Source organism: Sulfitobacter sp. AS92, from assembly GCF_038900015.1.
Taxonomy (GTDB): Bacteria; Pseudomonadota; Alphaproteobacteria; order Rhodobacterales; family Rhodobacteraceae; genus Sulfitobacter.
Genome location: NZ_JBBMQL010000001.1, coordinates 187,053 through 204,498, shown reverse-complemented (window position 1 = coordinate 204,498; position 17,446 = coordinate 187,053). Strand labels below are relative to the sequence as shown.

At 60.3% G+C, this 17,446-nt stretch carries 16 protein-coding genes; 12 read left to right on the top strand and 4 right to left on the bottom strand.

Features of this window, described 5'->3' with window-relative positions; translation table 11 throughout:
* Nucleotides 1-9: 9 nt before the first annotated feature.
* Complete coding sequence (nadA, locus tag WNY61_RS00985) at nucleotides 10-1,062, bottom strand: quinolinate synthase NadA (RefSeq protein ID WP_342849587.1); 1,053 nt, start codon at nucleotides 1,060-1,062, stop codon at nucleotides 10-12.
* Between the two features lie 133 nt (nucleotides 1,063-1,195).
* Nucleotides 1,196-2,068: a MurR/RpiR family transcriptional regulator gene (locus tag WNY61_RS00980; RefSeq protein ID WP_342849586.1), complete on the bottom strand. Its 873-nt coding sequence runs from the start codon at nucleotides 2,066-2,068 to the stop codon at nucleotides 1,196-1,198.
* A gap of 140 nt (nucleotides 2,069-2,208) precedes the next feature.
* Here WNY61_RS00980 and WNY61_RS00975 point away from each other — a divergent pair, with 140 nt between their 5' ends.
* The 7 genes from WNY61_RS00975 to WNY61_RS00945 are packed head-to-tail and all read left to right on the top strand — an operon-like array spanning nucleotide 2,209 to nucleotide 9,880.
* Complete coding sequence (locus tag WNY61_RS00975; RefSeq protein WP_342849983.1) at nucleotides 2,209-2,955, top strand: N-formylglutamate amidohydrolase; 747 nt, start codon at nucleotides 2,209-2,211, stop codon at nucleotides 2,953-2,955.
* Nucleotides 2,952-3,518, top strand: coding sequence for a TRAP transporter small permease subunit (locus WNY61_RS00970; protein WP_342849585.1), 567 nt, complete (start codon nucleotides 2,952-2,954; stop codon nucleotides 3,516-3,518). Before WNY61_RS00975 ends, WNY61_RS00970 begins: the two co-directional genes overlap by 4 nt.
* Entirely contained in the window at nucleotides 3,518-4,843 is a 1,326-nt protein-coding gene (locus WNY61_RS00965) for a TRAP transporter large permease subunit (protein ID WP_067916408.1), read from the top strand. The genes WNY61_RS00970 and WNY61_RS00965 overlap by 1 nt, the downstream gene beginning before the upstream one ends.
* Nucleotides 4,844-4,893: 50 nt before the next feature.
* Nucleotides 4,894-5,931, top strand: coding sequence for a TRAP transporter substrate-binding protein (locus tag WNY61_RS00960; protein WP_342849584.1), 1,038 nt, complete (start codon nucleotides 4,894-4,896; stop codon nucleotides 5,929-5,931).
* Between the two features lie 59 nt (nucleotides 5,932-5,990).
* The gene (locus WNY61_RS00955) at nucleotides 5,991-7,355 is read left to right on the top strand and encodes a glutamine synthetase family protein (RefSeq protein ID WP_342849583.1); all 1,365 of its coding nucleotides are present in this window, start codon (nucleotides 5,991-5,993) and stop codon (nucleotides 7,353-7,355) included.
* A 2-nt stretch (nucleotides 7,356-7,357) separates the two neighbouring features.
* A complete protein-coding gene (locus tag WNY61_RS00950; protein ID WP_342849582.1) occupies nucleotides 7,358-8,731 on the top strand; it encodes an aldehyde dehydrogenase family protein in 1,374 nt (457 codons plus the stop codon).
* 3 nt (nucleotides 8,732-8,734) lie between these two features.
* Nucleotides 8,735-9,880, top strand: a complete 1,146-nt coding sequence (locus WNY61_RS00945; protein ID WP_342849580.1) for an iron-containing alcohol dehydrogenase — start codon at nucleotides 8,735-8,737, stop codon at nucleotides 9,878-9,880.
* A 62-nt stretch (nucleotides 9,881-9,942) separates the two neighbouring features.
* Here WNY61_RS00945 and WNY61_RS00940 read toward each other — a convergent pair whose 3' ends face one another.
* Nucleotides 9,943-10,416, bottom strand: coding sequence for a c-type cytochrome (locus WNY61_RS00940; RefSeq protein ID WP_342849578.1), 474 nt, complete (start codon nucleotides 10,414-10,416; stop codon nucleotides 9,943-9,945).
* A 195-nt stretch (nucleotides 10,417-10,611) separates the two neighbouring features.
* Here WNY61_RS00940 and idi point away from each other — a divergent pair, with 195 nt between their 5' ends.
* Together idi and hemF are read left to right on the top strand one after the other, a co-directional pair.
* Nucleotides 10,612-11,142 (top strand): isopentenyl-diphosphate Delta-isomerase, encoded by a 531-nt coding sequence (gene idi, locus WNY61_RS00935; protein ID WP_342849577.1) that lies wholly within the window; start codon nucleotides 10,612-10,614, stop codon nucleotides 11,140-11,142.
* Nucleotides 11,143-11,160: 18 nt separating this feature from the next.
* Complete coding sequence (gene hemF, locus WNY61_RS00930) at nucleotides 11,161-12,042, top strand: oxygen-dependent coproporphyrinogen oxidase (protein WP_342849576.1); 882 nt, start codon at nucleotides 11,161-11,163, stop codon at nucleotides 12,040-12,042.
* Nucleotides 12,043-12,313: 271 nt separating this feature from the next.
* Here hemF and hemE read toward each other — a convergent pair whose 3' ends face one another.
* Nucleotides 12,314-13,345, bottom strand: a complete 1,032-nt coding sequence (gene hemE, locus WNY61_RS00925) for a uroporphyrinogen decarboxylase (RefSeq protein WP_342849575.1) — start codon at nucleotides 13,343-13,345, stop codon at nucleotides 12,314-12,316.
* Between the two features lie 84 nt (nucleotides 13,346-13,429).
* Here hemE and hemC point away from each other — a divergent pair, with 84 nt between their 5' ends.
* The 3 genes from hemC to WNY61_RS00910 all read left to right on the top strand — a co-directional run bounded on the left by hemC (nucleotide 13,430) and on the right by WNY61_RS00910 (nucleotide 17,446).
* Nucleotides 13,430-14,377 carry a hydroxymethylbilane synthase gene (hemC, locus tag WNY61_RS00920; RefSeq protein WP_342849574.1) on the top strand — a complete coding sequence of 316 codons (948 nt, stop codon included), beginning with the start codon at nucleotides 13,430-13,432 and terminating at the stop codon, nucleotides 14,375-14,377.
* Complete coding sequence (locus WNY61_RS00915) at nucleotides 14,374-15,306, top strand: LysR family transcriptional regulator (RefSeq protein WP_342849573.1); 933 nt, start codon at nucleotides 14,374-14,376, stop codon at nucleotides 15,304-15,306. The genes hemC and WNY61_RS00915 overlap by 4 nt, the downstream gene beginning before the upstream one ends.
* A gap of 61 nt (nucleotides 15,307-15,367) precedes the next feature.
* Nucleotides 15,368-17,446, top strand: a complete 2,079-nt coding sequence (locus WNY61_RS00910) for a hydantoinase/oxoprolinase family protein (protein ID WP_342849572.1) — start codon at nucleotides 15,368-15,370, stop codon at nucleotides 17,444-17,446.

The window sequence follows — 17,446 nt, the reverse complement described above, 5'->3', positions numbered from 1 at the left end:
GCGCGGCCCTTAAAGGCCGAGTTCGCGGGAGAGGTCGATCATCCGCTGCACCGCCACGCGCGCCTTAGCGGCCACCTCAGCCTCAACTTCAACCGCGCCAGACATGGTGTGCAGCGACCAGAGCACTTTCTCCAGCGTGATCTTTTTCATGTAGGGGCACATGTTGCAGGGGCCGACGAAATCGACTTCGGGCAGCTCATCCGCGATGTTCGACGCCATGGAGCACTCGGTGACCAGCATCGCTTTGGCGGGTTTTTCGCGGTGAACATAGTCGATGATGCCACTGGTGGAGCCTGAGAAATCTGCCTCGGCCACCACATCGGGCGGGCATTCGGGGTGCGCGATGATGCGGGTGTCTGGGTTCCACTCGCGGTAGTCGGCGATGTCTTTCGCGGTGTAGCGTTCGTGCACGATGCAGGCGCCGTCCCACCAGACTATCCGCTTTTGCGGCACCAGTTTGGCGATGTTCTGGGCAAGGTATTTGTCCGGGGTCATGATCACCGTGTCGCTCTCCATCGCGGCGACGATCTGCGCGGCGTTAGAAGAGGTGCAGCAGATGTCCGACGCGGCTTTCACCTCGGCTGTGGTGTTCACGTAAGTCACCACAGGCGCGCCGGGATACTGCGCGCGCATCTGCGCCACGCCTTCGGCGGTGATGCTTTCGGCAAGCGAGCAGCCCGCTTCCATATCGGGGATCAGCACGGTTTTCGACGGGTTCAGGATTTTCGATGTTTCGGCCATGAAATGCACGCCGCATTGCACAATCACATCGGCCTCAACTTCGGTCGCTTTGATCGCCAGTTGCAGGCTGTCGCCCACGAAATCGGCAATGCCGTGGTAGATGTCAGGTGTCATGTAGTTATGCGCAAGGATGACCGCGTTGCGCTCTTTCTTGAGCTTGTTGATCGCGGCGACATAGGGCGCGTGGATGGCCCAATCGGGGGGGGAAACGACACGGTCCATCTTGGCGTAGATATCGGCCATTTCAGCCGCCAGCGCAGGCGATGGCGCGAGGTCATAATGGCGCTCAAGCTCGCTGGGCGAAAAGATTTCATCACGCATGGTCGGTCCCCCTCCGGCCTTGGCGCGTGTCACGGCACCGCGCTGGACACCACACCCGGCGGTTTGGCCATAGACGACTGGGGGCAGGTGGGCAAGCTAATACCCTTTATGGCAAGGGGCTGAGGACGGGGGATCAGGTGAATTTGCGAAACAGACGGGTTTGGTCAAACATCTCCTCAAGCCGCTCTGCCCGGTCTTTGGTATCGGCCCAGTTGATGTCCTGCATGGAAGAGATGACGCTTTCCACAAGCAACAGCGTGGCTGCGGCACTGTCCCATGCCGAGGGTGCGACGATGCGGCTGGAGAAACAGATATCGGCAAGGCTATGCACAGGAGAGCGCCATTGGTCTGTGAAGAGGATGATCTTGGCCCCCCGCGCATGGGCCATTTCCGCCAGTTTCAGCGTGTTGTTCTCATAGCGGCGCACGTCGAAGATGACGAAAACGTCGCCTTCGCCCACGTCCAGCAGGTAATGCGGCCATGCGTTGGAGGTGGATTGGATATGGGTCACTTTCGGCCGGATGATCTGCGCGTGCAGGAACAGATATTCCGCCATCGTATGTGTAATACGTCCGCCGACTATGTAGAGCGGATGCCTGGTATCCGCGATCATCGCGCAGGCGCGGTCAAAGGTGGCCGGTTCAATCTGACCCAACGTGTGGCGGATATTGTCGATCACCGCGTCGGTGAACCGGTTGAGCACATGGCCCGAGGGCGCGCCTTCGGCCCATGTATCATGTTTGGCGATGGGGTTCTTGGCCTTGGCCTTCAGTTCCTCGCGCAGCTCGTTCTGGAACTCGGGGTAGCCCTTGAACCCAAGCTTTTGCACCATCCGCGCCACCGTGGGCGTGGACACATTGGCGTCTTTCGCCAGCGCCGTTAGCGGGCCGAGACCGGAGGCTGGGTAATTTTCGAGAATCGAATGGGCCAACTGCCGCTCGGCGCGGGTCAAACGGTCCAGTTCTTGCTGGATGCGGTCGGAAATCGTCAGTGCCGGTTCAGCCATGGGCGCCTCTCTTTTGACGAGTAATAGCACAAACTGCGGGAGGGTGTAATAAATCCGACATAATTTTGTTGACAGACGCGACCGTCCGCAGGAGGTTCGATGCAACACAGGAGGATCGTGTGTCGGGTAAAAACAACGCAATGCAGGAGGCCGTTGAGGTGATCAACGCTGGCGCCAAGGCGTCAGTGGTGCTGGTCTGTGAGCATGCGTCCCGTGATATTCCTGCCCATTTCGACGGTCTTGGCATCGATGCCGCAGCTCGGGAAAGCCATGTCGCATGGGACCCCGGCGCGTTGAGTGTTGCGCGTGAGATGTCGGACGATTTGAATGCCGTGCTGGTCGCAGGCCGCGTCTCGCGGTTGGTATACGACTGCAACCGCCCGCCAGAAGCCCCCGGCGCGATGCCTGCGCAGAGCGAGATTTTCGCGATCCCCGGCAATTCGGCGCTCGACGATGCTGCCCGCGCCGAACGGGTGGCGCGCTACTACGAGCCGTTCCGCGCCACGCTTGCCGCCACGATCAAGCGCGTCGATGCGCCGGTGATCGTGACGGTGCATAGTTTTACGCCCATATACCATGGCAAACCGCGTGCGGTGGAGATTGGCATCTTGCACGACAGCGACACCCGCTTGGCCGATGCAATGCTCGCCGTTGCGGCAGATCACACCGACCTTAACGTCGAGCGCAACGAACCTTACGGCCCCCAAGACGGCGTGACCCATACACTGAAAGAACATTGTTTGGTGCATGGCCATCCGCATGTCATGTTGGAAATCCGCAATGACCTGATCACAACCGAGGCCGGGCAGCAGCAAATGGCCGCGATGATCAGCAACTGGCTCCGCGCCGCCTTGGCCCGGCCCGAGATGAAGGACGCCAATCCATGAAATTCATGCGGGGCTACATTCGGGGCATCGACGCGATGAACCGACGGATCGGGCGGATCATGATGTATGGCATCTTTGTCCTGATGGGGGTGCTTTTGTGGTCCACCGTGAGCAAGGCGTTCTTCGTCCCGTCGCTTTGGACGCTGGAAATGGCGCAGTTTGTGATGGTGGGCTATTACATCTTAGGCGGGCCCTATTCGATCCAACTGGGTTCGAACGTGCGGATGGACCTGCTCTATGGCGATTGGTCGCTCCGCCGCAAAGCGTGGTTTGACCTCATTACCGTATTCTTCCTGATCTTCTATCTCTGCGTGCTGCTCTATGGCGCAATCAGCTCGACGGCCTATTCGCTGGGATACTGGGGGACCGAGCCTTTCAGCTTCTTTAGCGGTCTGGTCACCGGCACTGAAGAGATCGGCCATATGGAGAAATCTAGTTCCGCTTGGCGGCCCTACCTCTGGCCCATCAAGGTCGTGATGATCGTCGGTATCTTTTTGATGCTGCTGCAATGTCTGTCCGAGCTGTTGAAAGACGTGCTGCGGCTCAAGGGTGAGGCCATTTGATGTCTTATGAAATGATCGCGACATTGATGTTCTCGTCGATGATGCTGATGCTACTGACCGGCCAGCGCGTGTTTGGCGCTATCGGCTTTATTGCCGTGGTCTCGGCCCTGCTGCTTTGGGGTGACAAGGGCGGCTATGACATCGGCTTTGCCGCCGCGATGAAGCTGATGAAATGGTATCCGCTGCTGACCCTGCCGATGTTTATTTTCATGGGCTATGTGCTGAGCGAGAGCCGCATTGCCGATGACCTTTACAAGATGTTCCACGTCTGGATGGGCGGTGTGCGCGGCGGGCTGGCGATTGGGACGATTGGCTTGATGGTGCTGATCTCGGCCATGAACGGGCTGAGCGTGGCGGGTATGGCGATTGGCTCGACCATTGCGCTGCCGGAATTGCTGAAACGCGGGTACGACAAAAGGATGGTGACGGGGGTGATCCAAGCGGGGTCGAGCCTTGGCATCCTTGTGCCGCCCTCGGTGGTGTTGGTGCTTTATGCGATGATCGCGCGGCAGCCGGTGGGGCAACTGTGGCTCGCGGGGGTGATCCCGGGGCTCATGATGGCGGCGATGTTTATCGCCTATATCGTGATCCGCTGTCGCATGAACCCAGAGCTCGGCCCCATCCTCTCGGCCGAAGATCGCGACATTCCCCGGGCCGAAAAACTGCGGCTCCTACGTGCGGGCATCCTGCCGCTGGTGATCTTTGCCGTGATGATGGTGCCATTTGTACGCGGCTGGACCAGTCTAGTGGAAAGCTCTGCCATTGGTGCAGGTGCGGCCTTCCTCGCTGCTGTGCTGAAGGGCCGGATGACGCGTGAGGTTTTCGAGAACTCGGTGCGCAATACGCTGGGCATCACCTGCATGTTCATGTGGATCATTCTCGCAGCCCTCGCCTTTGGCGCGGTCTTTGACGGGCTGGGCGCGGTCAAGGCGATTGAGAGCCTCTTTACCGAGAAGATGAACCTCAGCCCGTGGATGATCCTGATCATGATGCAACTCAGCTTCATCATCATGGGCACCTTCCTTGATGACACCGCGATGCTGGTGATCGTGGCCCCGCTCTATGTGCCCTTGGTCGGTGCGCTGGGCTTTGATCTAATCTGGTACGGTATCCTTTATACGATCACCACGCAGATCGCCTATATGACGCCGCCGTTTGGCTATAACCTGTTTTTGATGCGCGCCATGGCTCCGCCAGAGATTACCCTGCGCGACATCTATGCTTCGATCACGCCCTTCGTGCTGGTGATGGTCTTGGCGCTGATACTTGTCATGGTCTTCCCGCAGATCGCGACATGGCTGCCTGATTACATCTACGACAAATAACAACGAGAGCCGCGCAAAGACGGCCTGATATTTCAACAAAGGAGAGACGTATGACCACTCGCAGAAAGTTTCTAAAGGGGGCCGCCGTTGCCGCCCCAGCGGCGCTCGCCGCGCCGTCCATTGTCCATGCCCAAGCGCCGATCAAGTGGCGCCTGCAGACTTACGCGGGCGCCGCATTGGGTGAGCAGGTGACCAAGCCTGCCGTCGACTACATCAACGCCGCCGCCAATGGCGAGATGGAGATCGAACTGTTCTACGCCGACCAGATCGTGCCCACCGGCGAGCTGTTCCAAGCCATGCAGCGCGGCACCATCGACATGGTGCATTCCGATGATGATAGCATGGCCTCGCCCACGCCACTGCAGCAGTTCGGCGGCTACTTCCCCTTTGCCACCAAGCACATCCTCGACGTGCCGGTGCTGTTCAATCAGTACGGCCTCGCAGACATCTGGAAAGAAGAATACGCCAAGGTTGGCGTTGAATGGCTGTCGGCTGCGGGCCAAGACCCCTGTAACTTCAACACCACCAAAGAGATCAAATCCGTCGCCGATCTAGACGGTCTGAAGCTCTATACCTTCCCCACCGCGGGCCGCTTCTTGTCGAAGTTCGGCGTGGTGCCGGTGAACATCCCCTATGAGGACGCCGAAGTTGCCGTGCAAACAGGTGAGCTAGACGGCATGGCGTGGTCGGGTATCACCGAAGACTACACCGTCGGCTGGGCCGATGTGACCGACTACTTCCTGACCAACAACATCTCAGGTGCTTGGATCGGGTCGTTCTTCGTGAACCAGCAGCAGTGGGCCGATCTGCCGGATCACCTCAAGCAGTTGGTCATGGCAGGCATTGAGGCGGGTCACACCTACCGCAACCAGTGGTACTGGGGCGGCGAGGCGCGTCTGCGCGCACAGGGTGATAAACTCAAACTCAGCACCGTACCTGCCGACGAATGGGCCGAGGTCGAAGATGCGGCCAAGGAGTTCTGGACAGAGATCGCCGAAGAAGGCGAAGTGCACGCCAAGATCGTGCAGATCTTCCGCGACTATAACGACGTCATCAACAAAGCCGGTCCGCCCTATACAAACGGCTGAACCGACAACCGGGGGCGCGCTGCCTGCGCCCCCGCCTTACCTCTTGAAGTGGACTGAACATGCCCGGCACCCTGACATTCGATGCGCTGAAGAAAATGGTCAAAGACGGCTCGGTGGATACCGTTCTTGCCTGCCTTGTGGACATGCAGGGCCGGCTGATGGGCAAGCGTTTCCACGCCGTGAACTTTGTTGAGACCTCCTACAAAGAGACCCATTGCTGTAATTACCTGTTGGCGACGGACCTTGTGATGTCCACGCCCGAAGGCTTTGCCTCTACCTCATGGGAAGCAGGCTATGGCGACTATGTCATGCAGCCTGACCTTGACACGATCCGCCCGGTGCCGTGGCTGGAAGGGACCGTGATGGTGCTCTGCGATGTGTTGGATCACGACACCCATGCGCCGGTGCCCCATTCCCCCCGCGCCATGCTAAAAAAGCAGATCGCGCGGCTGAAAGAGTTGGGCTTTGACGCGATGATGGCCACCGAGTTGGAGTTCTTCCTCTTCGAGCAGAGCTTTGACGCGCTGCGTAAAGATGGCTACCGCAACCTCGTGCCGTTCAGCGGCTACAACGAGGATTACAACATCTTCCAGACCACCAAGGAAGAGAACGTGATGCGCCCTGTGCGCAACCACCTCTTTGCGGCCGGTCTGCCGATTGAGAATTCCAAAGGCGAGGCCGAGGCGGGGCAGGAAGAGCTTAACATCCGCTATTCCCCGGCTCTCGACTGCGCTGACTACCACACAATCGCGAAACACGCGGTCAAGGAGATCGCGTGGCAACAGGGTCAGGCGGCAAGCTTCTTGCCCAAGTGGGACAAGGACCGGGTCGGCTCCTCCAGCCATGTGCATCAGTCGCTGTGGAAAGACGGCAAGCCGATGTTCGTCGATTCCAACGATGAACTGGGCATGTCCGACCTGATGCGCCACTACATGGCCGGTCTGATCGCCTATGCGCCGGAATACACCTATTTCCTTGCGCCCTATATCAACAGCTACAAGCGTTTCGCCAAAGGCACCTTTGCCCCGACCAAGACCGTTTGGTCGGTCGACAACCGCACCGCGGGATTCCGCCTGTGCGGGGCAGGGACGAAGGGCGTGCGCGTCGAATGCCGTATTGGCGGATCGGACTTGAACCCTTATCTGGCGCAGGCGGTCATGCTGGCCGCCGGGATCAAAGGGATCGAAGACAAGATGGAGCTGGCCCCGCCCACACGCGGCGATGCTTACGGTGAAAGCAAAGCCGTCGATATCCCCCAGACCCTGCGGGCAGCAACCGAGACCCTGCGCGGCTCGACGTTCTTGCGCGAGGTTTTGGGCGACGATGTAGTGACCCATTACACACGCGCGGCGGAATGGGAGCAGGAAGAATATGACCGGGTGGTGACCGATTGGGAAATCGCCCGTGGCTTTGAAAGGGCCTGAGTATGACGACGGTAAAATGTATCTCTCCGATTGACGGTTCCGTCTATGCGGAGCGCGAAACCCTAAGCAACGATGCGGCGCTGGAGGCAGTTGCCCGCGCCCGCCGCGCGCAAAAGGCATGGGCGGCACGGCCCCTGCAGGAACGTGTCGATCTGGTGATGGGCGCGTTGAAAGAGATCGAGAATTCGACCGACCGGATGACCACCGAGCTGGCCCATCAGATGGGCCGCCCGGTGCGTTACGGCGGTGAGTTTGGCGGCTTGCAGGAGCGCACCAGCCACATGGCAAAGATCGCCAGCGAGGCGCTCGCGCCGACGGTGATCGAAGACAGCGCGGCCTTTTCACGCAAAATCATGCGCGAGCCGCATGGCGTGGTCTTTGTCGTAGCACCCTGGAACTACCCCTATATGACCGCGAACAACACCATCGCGCCTGCGCTCATTGCCGGGAATTCGGTGATCTTGAAACACGCCTCACAGACCATTTTGGTCGGCGAGCATCTCGCCGATGCCTACCGCGCTGCTGGCGTGCCCGAAGATGTGTTTCAGAACGTGGTGCTGGACCATGACACCACCGGAAAGCTCATCGCAGACAATGAGTTCGATTTCATCAACTTCACCGGCTCCGTCGGCGGCGGTCAGGCGATGGAACGCGCGGCAGCAGGCACCTTTACCGGTGTGGCGACGGAATTGGGCGGCAAAGACCCGGCCTATGTCCGCGCCGATGCCAACCTTGATGCCGCCGTCGATGGCGTGATGGACGGTGCGATGTTCAACGCGGGCCAGTGCTGCTGCGGGATCGAGCGGATCTATGTACACGAAAGCCTCTATGACGCTTTCGTGGAAAAGGCCGTGGCTTGGGTGAATAACCTCAATCTTGGCAACCCGCTGGAAGAGGCGACCACGCTCGGCCCGATGGCCAATGTCCGGTTTGCCAATGAGGTCCGCGCCCAGATCGACGAAGCGCTGGCCGATGGGGCCAAGGCCCATATTGAAAAGATGCCCGCCGATGATGGTGGCGCCTATCTAACGCCGCAGATACTGACAAATGTGACCCATGAAATGCGCGTGATGCGCGACGAAAGCTTTGGCCCCGTGGTCGGCATCATGCCGGTGAAGGACGACGAAGAAGCCATCGCGCTGATGAACGACAGCCAATTCGGCCTGACCGCCGCGATCTTTACCGCCGACGCTGACGCGGCTGAGGCCATTGGCCAGCGTCTGGAAACCGGCACCGTTTTCATGAACCGCGCCGATTACCTTGACCCGGCGCTTTGCTGGACCGGTTGCAAGCAAACCGGGCGCGGCGCGGGCCTGTCTGAACTGGGCTATCACGCGCTGACACGCCCCAAATCCTACCACCTCAAGAAAGCCTGAGACATGTCCCTGACTGCCAATTGGTCTTACCCCACCGCCATCCGTTTCGGCGCGAGCCGCATTGCCGAGATCGCCGAGGCCTGCGCCGCCGCTGGCATCAAAAAACCGCTTCTGGTCACCGACAAGGGGCTCGCCTATCTGCCAATCACCCAAGCCACGCTGGACCTGATGGAAGCTGCGGGCCTTGGCCGGGCGATGTTTTCGGATGTTGACCCGAACCCGACTGAAGTGAACGCCGAAGCAGGCATCAAAGTCTACCGCGACGGCGGCCATGACGGCGTGATTGCCTTCGGCGGCGGTTCGGGCCTTGATCTGGGTAAGGTCATCGCCTTCATGTCCGGCCAAACCCGCCCACTGTGGGATTTTGAGGATATCGGTGACTGGTGGACCCGCGCCGATGCCGACGGTATCGCGCCCATCGTGGCCGTGCCGACGACGGCCGGTACGGGGTCGGAAGTGGGTCGCGCCAGCGTCATCACCAATTCCCAGACCCATGAGAAGAAGATCATCTTCCACCCGAAAATGCTGCCCGCCGTCGTGATCTGCGACCCAGAGCTGACCGTCGGCATGCCGCCGATGATCACTGCAGGCACCGGGATGGACGCGTTCGCCCATTGCCTCGAAGCCTTCTGCTCGCCGCATTACCACCCGATGAGCCAAGGCATGGCGCTGGAAGGGATGCGTCTGGTCAAGGAATATCTGCCGCGCGCCTATGCCGACGGTACTGACCTTGAAGCGCGCGGGCATATGATGTCCGCCGCTGCCATGGGCGCCACGGCGTTTCAAAAGGGTCTGGGCGCGATCCATGCCATCAGCCACCCGATTGGCGCGGTGCATCACACGCACCACGGCACCACCAACGCGGTCGTCATGCAGCCGGTCCTGCGCATGAACCGCCCCGCGATTGAGGACCGTCTGACCAAGGCGGCGGCCTATCTTGATATCGTCGGCGGCTTTGATGGCTTCTATGATTTCGTGGGCAAGCTGAACGCGGAGTTGAACATCCCCAGTTCACTGACGGCTCTCGGCGTGACCGATCCCAACATCGATGCGCTTGTGGCTTCGGCCCTCCAAGACCCAAGCTGCGGCGGCAATCCGATTGAGCTGACGGAAGAGAACGTCACGCAGTTGCTGCGTGACTGTCTTTAAAACGCAAAACGGGGGGCCGGATCATCGGCCCCCCGTTCTTTAGCCTTAAGTGAACTGGCAGTTTACTCAGTCGCTTCGGCTTTTTCCATATCCGCTTCGGTAACCTCAGGCCCGACCGACACCAGATAGGTCCAGACGTTCTTGGCGTCTTCTTCGTCTTTCAGACGGTAAGACATCTTGGATTTGGCGCGGTTTGTGTCGAGATAGCCTGCCAAAAACTTCTTCGGATCGGCGACATAGCCGGTGAAATCTTCCTCATTCCACGCCAGACCAGCTTCGCCCGCCTCAACGATTGAATCACCATAGCGGTAGTCTTCGACCGACCCGGCCACGCGGTTGTAGATCCCGTATAGGTTCGGCCCGGTGCGGCCGCCTTTTTGGATGTCGTTGCCCTCATCATCTTGAATCATGTGGCAGCTTTTACATTTACGAAAGACCTTTTCGCCGGCTTCGGCATCACCGGTGGCATGGCCTTCCGCCCAAAGGGGCGTGGCCCCAAGGCAAATGGCGAAGATCGACGCGATACGCATATTCATTTTAGGTTCCTCCAGCTTTCCGATCCGAAACTAGCGTTCGGGGCGATGGGGTAAAGGTCTCGCGCTGCGCCAAAAGGTAGCATGAACGCGCCGTGGCCCGGTTAGCGGTTGAGACTATGGGGGATTCCTCCGATAACTGCCGGTGAATTTCTGCTGGATCGAGGGTGAGATGAACACAAAGGCGAGCCGCATCTGATGGCGATTATGGTCCCCGCTTGGGTGGATGGCACCCTTCAACCGGTCGAAAAACTTGCCGCGCACGAGCGCGGATTGCGGCATAAGGCGATCTCAGCCTTTGTCATTGCCGAGGGCAAGCTGCTGCTGCAACAGCGCGCGCTTGGCAAATATCACACGCCCGGCCTTTGGGCGAACACCTGCTGCACGCACCCGCAATGGGATGAGCCGCCCCAAGCCTGCGCCGCGCGGCGGTTGGACGAGGAACTGGGGATCACCGGATTGGACCTTCAGCATCGCGGACAGGTCGAATACCGCGCTGATGTTGGTGGGGGGCTCATTGAACATGAGGTGGTTGAGGTCTTTCTCGCCCATGCGGCTCCAGACCTGTCGATCACTGAAAACCGCGATGAGGTGATGGCGACGTGCTGGATCAGCCTAAGCGATCTGCACACCAACCTCGCACAGAACCCCGAAGACTTTACGCCTTGGCTGCGGATCTACATGGCCGAGCACGAGGGTCTAATCCTCGGCGACGGGGCGATGGAATAACAGAAAGGCGGGCCAGAGATGACCGACAACATGCAAGACCAAAAGACACGCGCGGCGGACTGGTTCCGCAAGCTGCGCGATGACATCGTGCAGGGGTTTCATGACATCGAAGCACGTCATGTCGGGGAAGAAGAGGCCGGGCGTTTCGTGGTCAGCAACACCACCCGCACTGCGCCCGATGGCTCGGATGCTGGTGGCGGCGAGATGTCGGTGATGCGCGGCGGGCGCGTGTTTGAGAAGGTGGGCGTCAACATCTCCACTGTCTACGGCACCTTGGGCGAACGCGCACAGGTGGCGATGGCCGCGCGCAAAGGCCTGCCGGGCATGGCTGATGATCCGCGTTTTTGGGCCTCGGGGATCAGTCTGGTCGCGCATATGCAGAACCCCCATGTGCCTGCCGTGCACATGAACACCCGCATGTTCTGGACCCCCCATGCGTGGTGGTTCGGGGGCGGGGCGGATTTGAACCCTTGTATTGAGTATGACGAGGACACCGCCCATTTCCATGCCGAGATGAAGGGTGCCTGTGACCCTCATGGTGCAACACTATATGATGAGTTGAAGGCTTGGGCTGATGAGTATTTCTACATCCCGCACCGCAAGCGCGCGCGGGGCGTGGGCGGCATCTTTTATGACGACCGCAACAGCGGCGATTGGGCGGCGGATTTCGCGCTGACCCAAGACGTGGGCCGCGCTTTCCTCCCCGCCTATGTGCCGCTGGTCGATAAGCGGCGCGAGATGGACTGGGACATGGACGACAAGGACGTGCAACTGCGCCACCGTGGGCTCTATGCCGAATATAACCTCGTTTATGATCGGGGGACGAAGTTCGGGTTGGAAACGGGGCATGACCCTGACGCAGTGCTGATGAGCCTGCCGCCAATGGCGAAGTGGGTGTGAACTGAGGCTGGGCAACAAGCAGGCAGGAGGCGCTGCACAATCGAGAGGCAGCCTTCCGCCCTTTTCTGTTAGAGCGACAAAGAAACGGCGAAGGTGCCATCCAGCCCGGAATCAAGCCGCAGGCGCCGGGCAATCGCCTGCCCGCCCGGACGGGTAGGCGATTGAGTGAGGCTGGGTTGGACACTGAGGACGCACATCATAGTTGAGCCATAAAGTGGCATGAATCCGTGTCGCATCGCCGACCCGCGGGCAGGCGATGGCCCTCCGGGTCTTACCCGCGCACCGTATCAATCATCAACTGCACATTCTCAGGGTCTGCATCCGGCGTAATGCCATGCCCCAAATTAAAGATATGCGGCCCCTTCGACAGCGCATCGACAATTGCGCGCGTCTCCTGCACCAGCGCATCCCCGCCCGTCACCATATGCGAGGACTTCAAATTGCCCTGCACACAGCCATTGGGTTGCACATGTTCCGCCACCCATTCGGCGCTGACGCCATCGTCGATAGCGATGCAGTCCGCTCCAGTCGCCGCATGGAGATTGGCAAATCGTGCGCCCGCGCCACGCGGAAACGCGATGATCGGCACATGCGGGTGGCGGGCTTTCAATGCACTGATGATCTGGCGCAGCGGCTCTGTCGAGTAACGATCGAAATCGGTGCCTTGCAGTGATCCGGCCCAGCTGTCGAAGAGCTTCACCACCTCGGCCCCGGCTTGGATCTGCATGTCGAGGTATTCGGTTGTGGCAAGCGTGATCCGCTCCATTAGCGCGTCGAAAACCTCGGGGTTTTCGTCCTTCAACGCGTGGGCCGGGCCTTGGTCCGGCGTGCCTTTGCCCGCGATCATGTAGGTCGCCACGGTCCAAGGCGCACCTGCAAAACCGATGAGCGTGGTCTCTTCAGGCAGTTCGCGCGACAGGATGCGCACGGTCTCGTAAATCGGGGCGAGGTGGTCGTGGATCGCATCGGCTGGCTTCAGCGCCTCCATCTCGGCCTTTGTCGTGATCGTCGACAACCGCGGCCCTTCGCCTGTGACGAACCACAGGTCGGCACCAAGCGCTTGGGGCACAAGCAGAATGTCGGCAAACAGGATCGAGCCATCAAACCCATAGCGCCGGATTGGCTGCAACGTCACCTCGGCGGCCAGTTCGGGGTTATAGCAGAGCGACAGGAAATCCCCCGCCTCGGCCCGCGTGGCGCGGTACTCCGGCAGGTAGCGCCCGGCTTGGCGCATCATCCAGATTGGCGGGGTCGGCAGGGTTTCGCCCGCAAGGGCGCGCAGGATGGTCTTGTTCGCGGTCATTTTGGCGCTCCTAAATATGGCAAAGCCGTTGTGAAGCGAGGTACAGCAGTTGTCAGTTCATGTCGACGGGGGTAGGGATGCGGCATGACGTATCAGCTCCCCACCCCGGCTCAGCCCCTTAACATCGGCACACGCGGATCGCTTCTGGCGCTTGCGCAAGCGAATGAGGTGCGCGACCGTTTGGCCGCCGCCTTTGATCTGCCGTTTGAGGCGTTCACGATTGTGGTTATCAAGACCACTGGCGACAAGATCATCGACCGCCCGCTGAAAGAGATTGGCGGTAAGGGGCTGTTCACCCGCGAGATCGAGGCCGCGCTGCTCGACGGCTCCATCGACATCGCAGTGCATTCGATGAAGGACATGCCGACGCTGCAACCCGGTGGGCTGTTGATCGACACTTACCTGCCGCGCGAAGACATGCGGGATGCGTTTATCTCACCGCATCTGAAGTCTATTGCCGACCTGCCCGAAGGCGCGGTTGTCGGCACCTCCAGCCTGCGCCGTCGTGCGCAGGTCAAACTGCGTCGGCCTGATCTGGAAGTGGTCGAGTTTCGCGGCAATCTGCAGACCCGATTGAAGAAGCTGGACGACGGCGTGGCCGAAGCGACATTCCTCGCCATGGCTGGGCTGAACCGCCTGAAGATGGACGAAGTGCCCAAGGCCGCTGTGGATACCGACGATATGCTGCCCGCCATCGCCCAAGGTGCGATTGGCATTGAGCGCCGCTTGGACGATCCCCGCGCCGCCGACATGCTGGCCGCCATCCATGACCGCGCGACTGGCGAACAACTGGCCGCCGAACGCGCTTTCCTCGCCACCTTGGATGGCTCCTGCGAGACACCCATCGCCGGGCTGGCTGAACTCAACGGCACCAACATGCGGCTGCGCGGCCAAGTGCTGCGGCCTGATGGATCAGACGCCATCGGCGACGATGTTACCTGTACCATCTCAGATGGCGCCGAAGCGGGCCGGGATATGGCGCGCAAGCTGCTGGCCGAGGCGGGTCCGGGTTTCTTTGACTGGCGCGAATGATCGGCAACCTCTTCACGCTGAAACAGCTTGAAGCGCTGATCTGGGTCGCTGATCTGGGCAGCTTTCGCCGCGCCGCCGCGCATCTGAATACCACCCAGCCGAATATCTCTGCCCGGATTGCGGGGCTGGAGACAACGCTGGGCGTGACCCTTATGCAGCGCGACGCCGGGTCGATACGGCTGACAGAAAAGGGCACAGCCCTGCTGATCCAAGCGCGGCAGGTCTTGCGCGAGGCCGAAGGGCTGGTTGAAATCGCCGCGCGGCCTGACCTGATAGAAGACAGTTTGCGCCTTGGCGTGACCGAGGTGGTAGCAGGCACATGGCTGCGCCCTTTTCTGCGTAAATTGGCCGAGGCATATCCTAACCTCACGGTCGAACTCACGGTCGATCTGTCCCGCGATTTGGATCAGGAACTTGCCGCCAATGCGCTTGATTTGACCCTGCAAACCGCACCCTTCTCTACCCCTGCCAACGGGCAATTGGACTTGGCAACCTATGACTACGTCTGGGTCGCAGCCCCGGAACTGGCCACGCAAATCGGCCCTTCGCCTGACTTTGAAGCCCTGGTAAGCAACCCGGTGCTAGGCCATGCCCGGCACACGCAGGCGCATTTTGATCTGATCCAACACTTTGACGGTAGCACGGCGCCCAAAGCGCGGTTGGTGCCCTCAAGCAGCCTGTCGGCGGCGATGAATATGGTGCTGGACGGGATGGGCGTCGCCGTGATGCCGCGGGTTATGGTGGCCGGAGCGCTGGCTGACGGCGCGCTGCAAATGTTGCCTGCCGCGTGGCATCCGCGCCCCCTGCAGGTGGCCGCGCGATACCACGCAGAGCGCACGGCGTCTTATGTCACCCGCGCCGCGGAACTGGCGCGCGACTGCGCAGATGCCTTCGAAGCAGAGGATCGAAAAAATCTTTCACTCCTATAGATTATAATAATTTGCAACGATGCTGCGCCCCCTCCTATCCTGCGCCAAACAGGAGAATGACATGGCGGCAGATACCATCCGACTGGGCGTAGACATCGGCGGCACCTTTACCGACGTGGTATTAGAAAAGGGCGGCGAGAGTTTCTCGACCAAAGTCCTGACGACCTATTCAGCACCCGAAAATGCGATCATCGACGGGATGCATCAGGTCTGCGGCAAGGCCGGGGTCACGCCTGCCGATCTCACCCAGATCATCCACGGCACCACGCTGGCGACCAATGCTCTGATCGAGCGGCGCGGAGCCAAGACGGCGCTGATCACGACCCAAGGTTTCCGCGATGTGATCGAAATGCGCACCGAAAGCCGGTTTGAGCAATATGACCTGAACCTCACCTTGCCCGAACCGCTGTTGCCGCGCCAGATGCGCTATACGGTGAACGAGCGTGTCGATGCCACCGGCGCTGTGCTGATCCCGCTGGACCGTGCCGAGGTCGAGGCCTTGGCCGACCGCATTGCCGAAGGCGGCTATGAGAGTGTGGCCGTGGGCCTGATCCACTCCTATCTCAATGATGCGCATGAGCGGATGATCCGCGAGGTGCTCGCCGAACGCCTGCCCGCGCTCATGGTTTCGATCTCTGCCGAAGTTTCGCCGCAGATGCGCGAGTATGAGCGGTTCAACACCGTGGTCGCCAACGCCTATATCAAGCCGCTGATGAAGTCCTATCTTGGGCGGCTTGAGGGGCGCTTGCAGGACGAAGGCGTAGGCTGCAACATCTTCCTGATGCACTCAGGTGGCGGCATCATTTCGATCGAAAGCGCCGCTGAATTCCCGGTGCGTCTGGTGGAATCCGGCCCCGCAGGCGGGGCAGTTTTCGCTGCCAATATCGCGGCGCGCTACGGGCTCGATAAGGTGCTGAGCTTTGATATGGGCGGCACGACGGCCAAGATTTGCTTGATCAAACACCAGACGCCCAAGACCAGTCGGGTGTTCGAGGTCGCGCGAACGTATCGGTTCAAGAAGGGCTCAGGCATGCCCATTTCCATTCCGGTGATCGACATGGTCGAAATCGGCGCAGGCGGTGGCTCGCTGGCGCATGTGGACGCTATGCGTCAAATCCGTGTTGGCCCGGAAAGTGCGGGGTCTGAACCCGGCCCAGCCTGCTACGGCCGCGGCGGTAAAAAACCCGCCGTGACCGACGCTGATCTGGTGCTGGGCAAGCTCGATCCAGACAATTTTGCGGGCGGGTCGATCCGGCTCGCCACCGCAGGCTCTGAAGCGGCGCTCCGGGAGGTCATCGGTAAAGAGTTGGACATGGACGCGACCACTGCCGCCTTTGGTTTGGCCGAGGTGGTAGACGAAAACATGGCCAACGCCGCGCGGGTTCATGCGGTGGAGAACGGCGAAGATCTGAGCGAATACACGATGATCGCCTTTGGCGGTGCGGCCCCGCTGCACGCCGGGCGGCTGTGTGAGAAGCTAAGCGTGGAGCGCCTGCTGGTGCCGCCCGGTGCCGGGGTCGGCTCTGCCATCGGCTTCTTGCGTGCGCCCTTTAGCTTTGAAGCGAACCGTTCGGTCTATATGAAACTGTCGGATTTCGACGCAGCCCGCATCAAGACGCTTTTGGCAGAATTGCAGGAAGAAGCGACCGGCTTTGTCCGCAACTGCGATGCCAAGGCGGAGATCCTGTCGGAGTTCAAAGTCTACATGCGCTACAGCGGGCAGGGCTGGGAGATCCCAATCATCCTAAGCGAAGAGGACGCGATTAGCCCCGATGCCGCACAGTTCGAGGCATTGTTTGAAGCGGATTACGGCAAGCTCTTTGGCCGCACGGTAGAGGGGTTGGATATCGAGATTACGGTTTGGTCCGTCAATGCCACTACCCCGCCCGAAGCCGTGGCCCGGACCCCCGAACAGACGCCCGGCGATGCGGCGGATGTGGCTCTAACACGCCGGATGTTTGACCCGGCGCTCGCCGAATACTGCGACGCCGCCGTTGTGCTGCGCGGGCAGATGGCCCCCGGCCAGACCGCCCAAGGCCCAGCTGCAATCACCGAGGATGAGACCACCATCATCATCCCCGCCTCGCGCCAAGCTATTTGTCAGCCGGACGGCTGCATCGACATCACCGTGAAAGGGTAA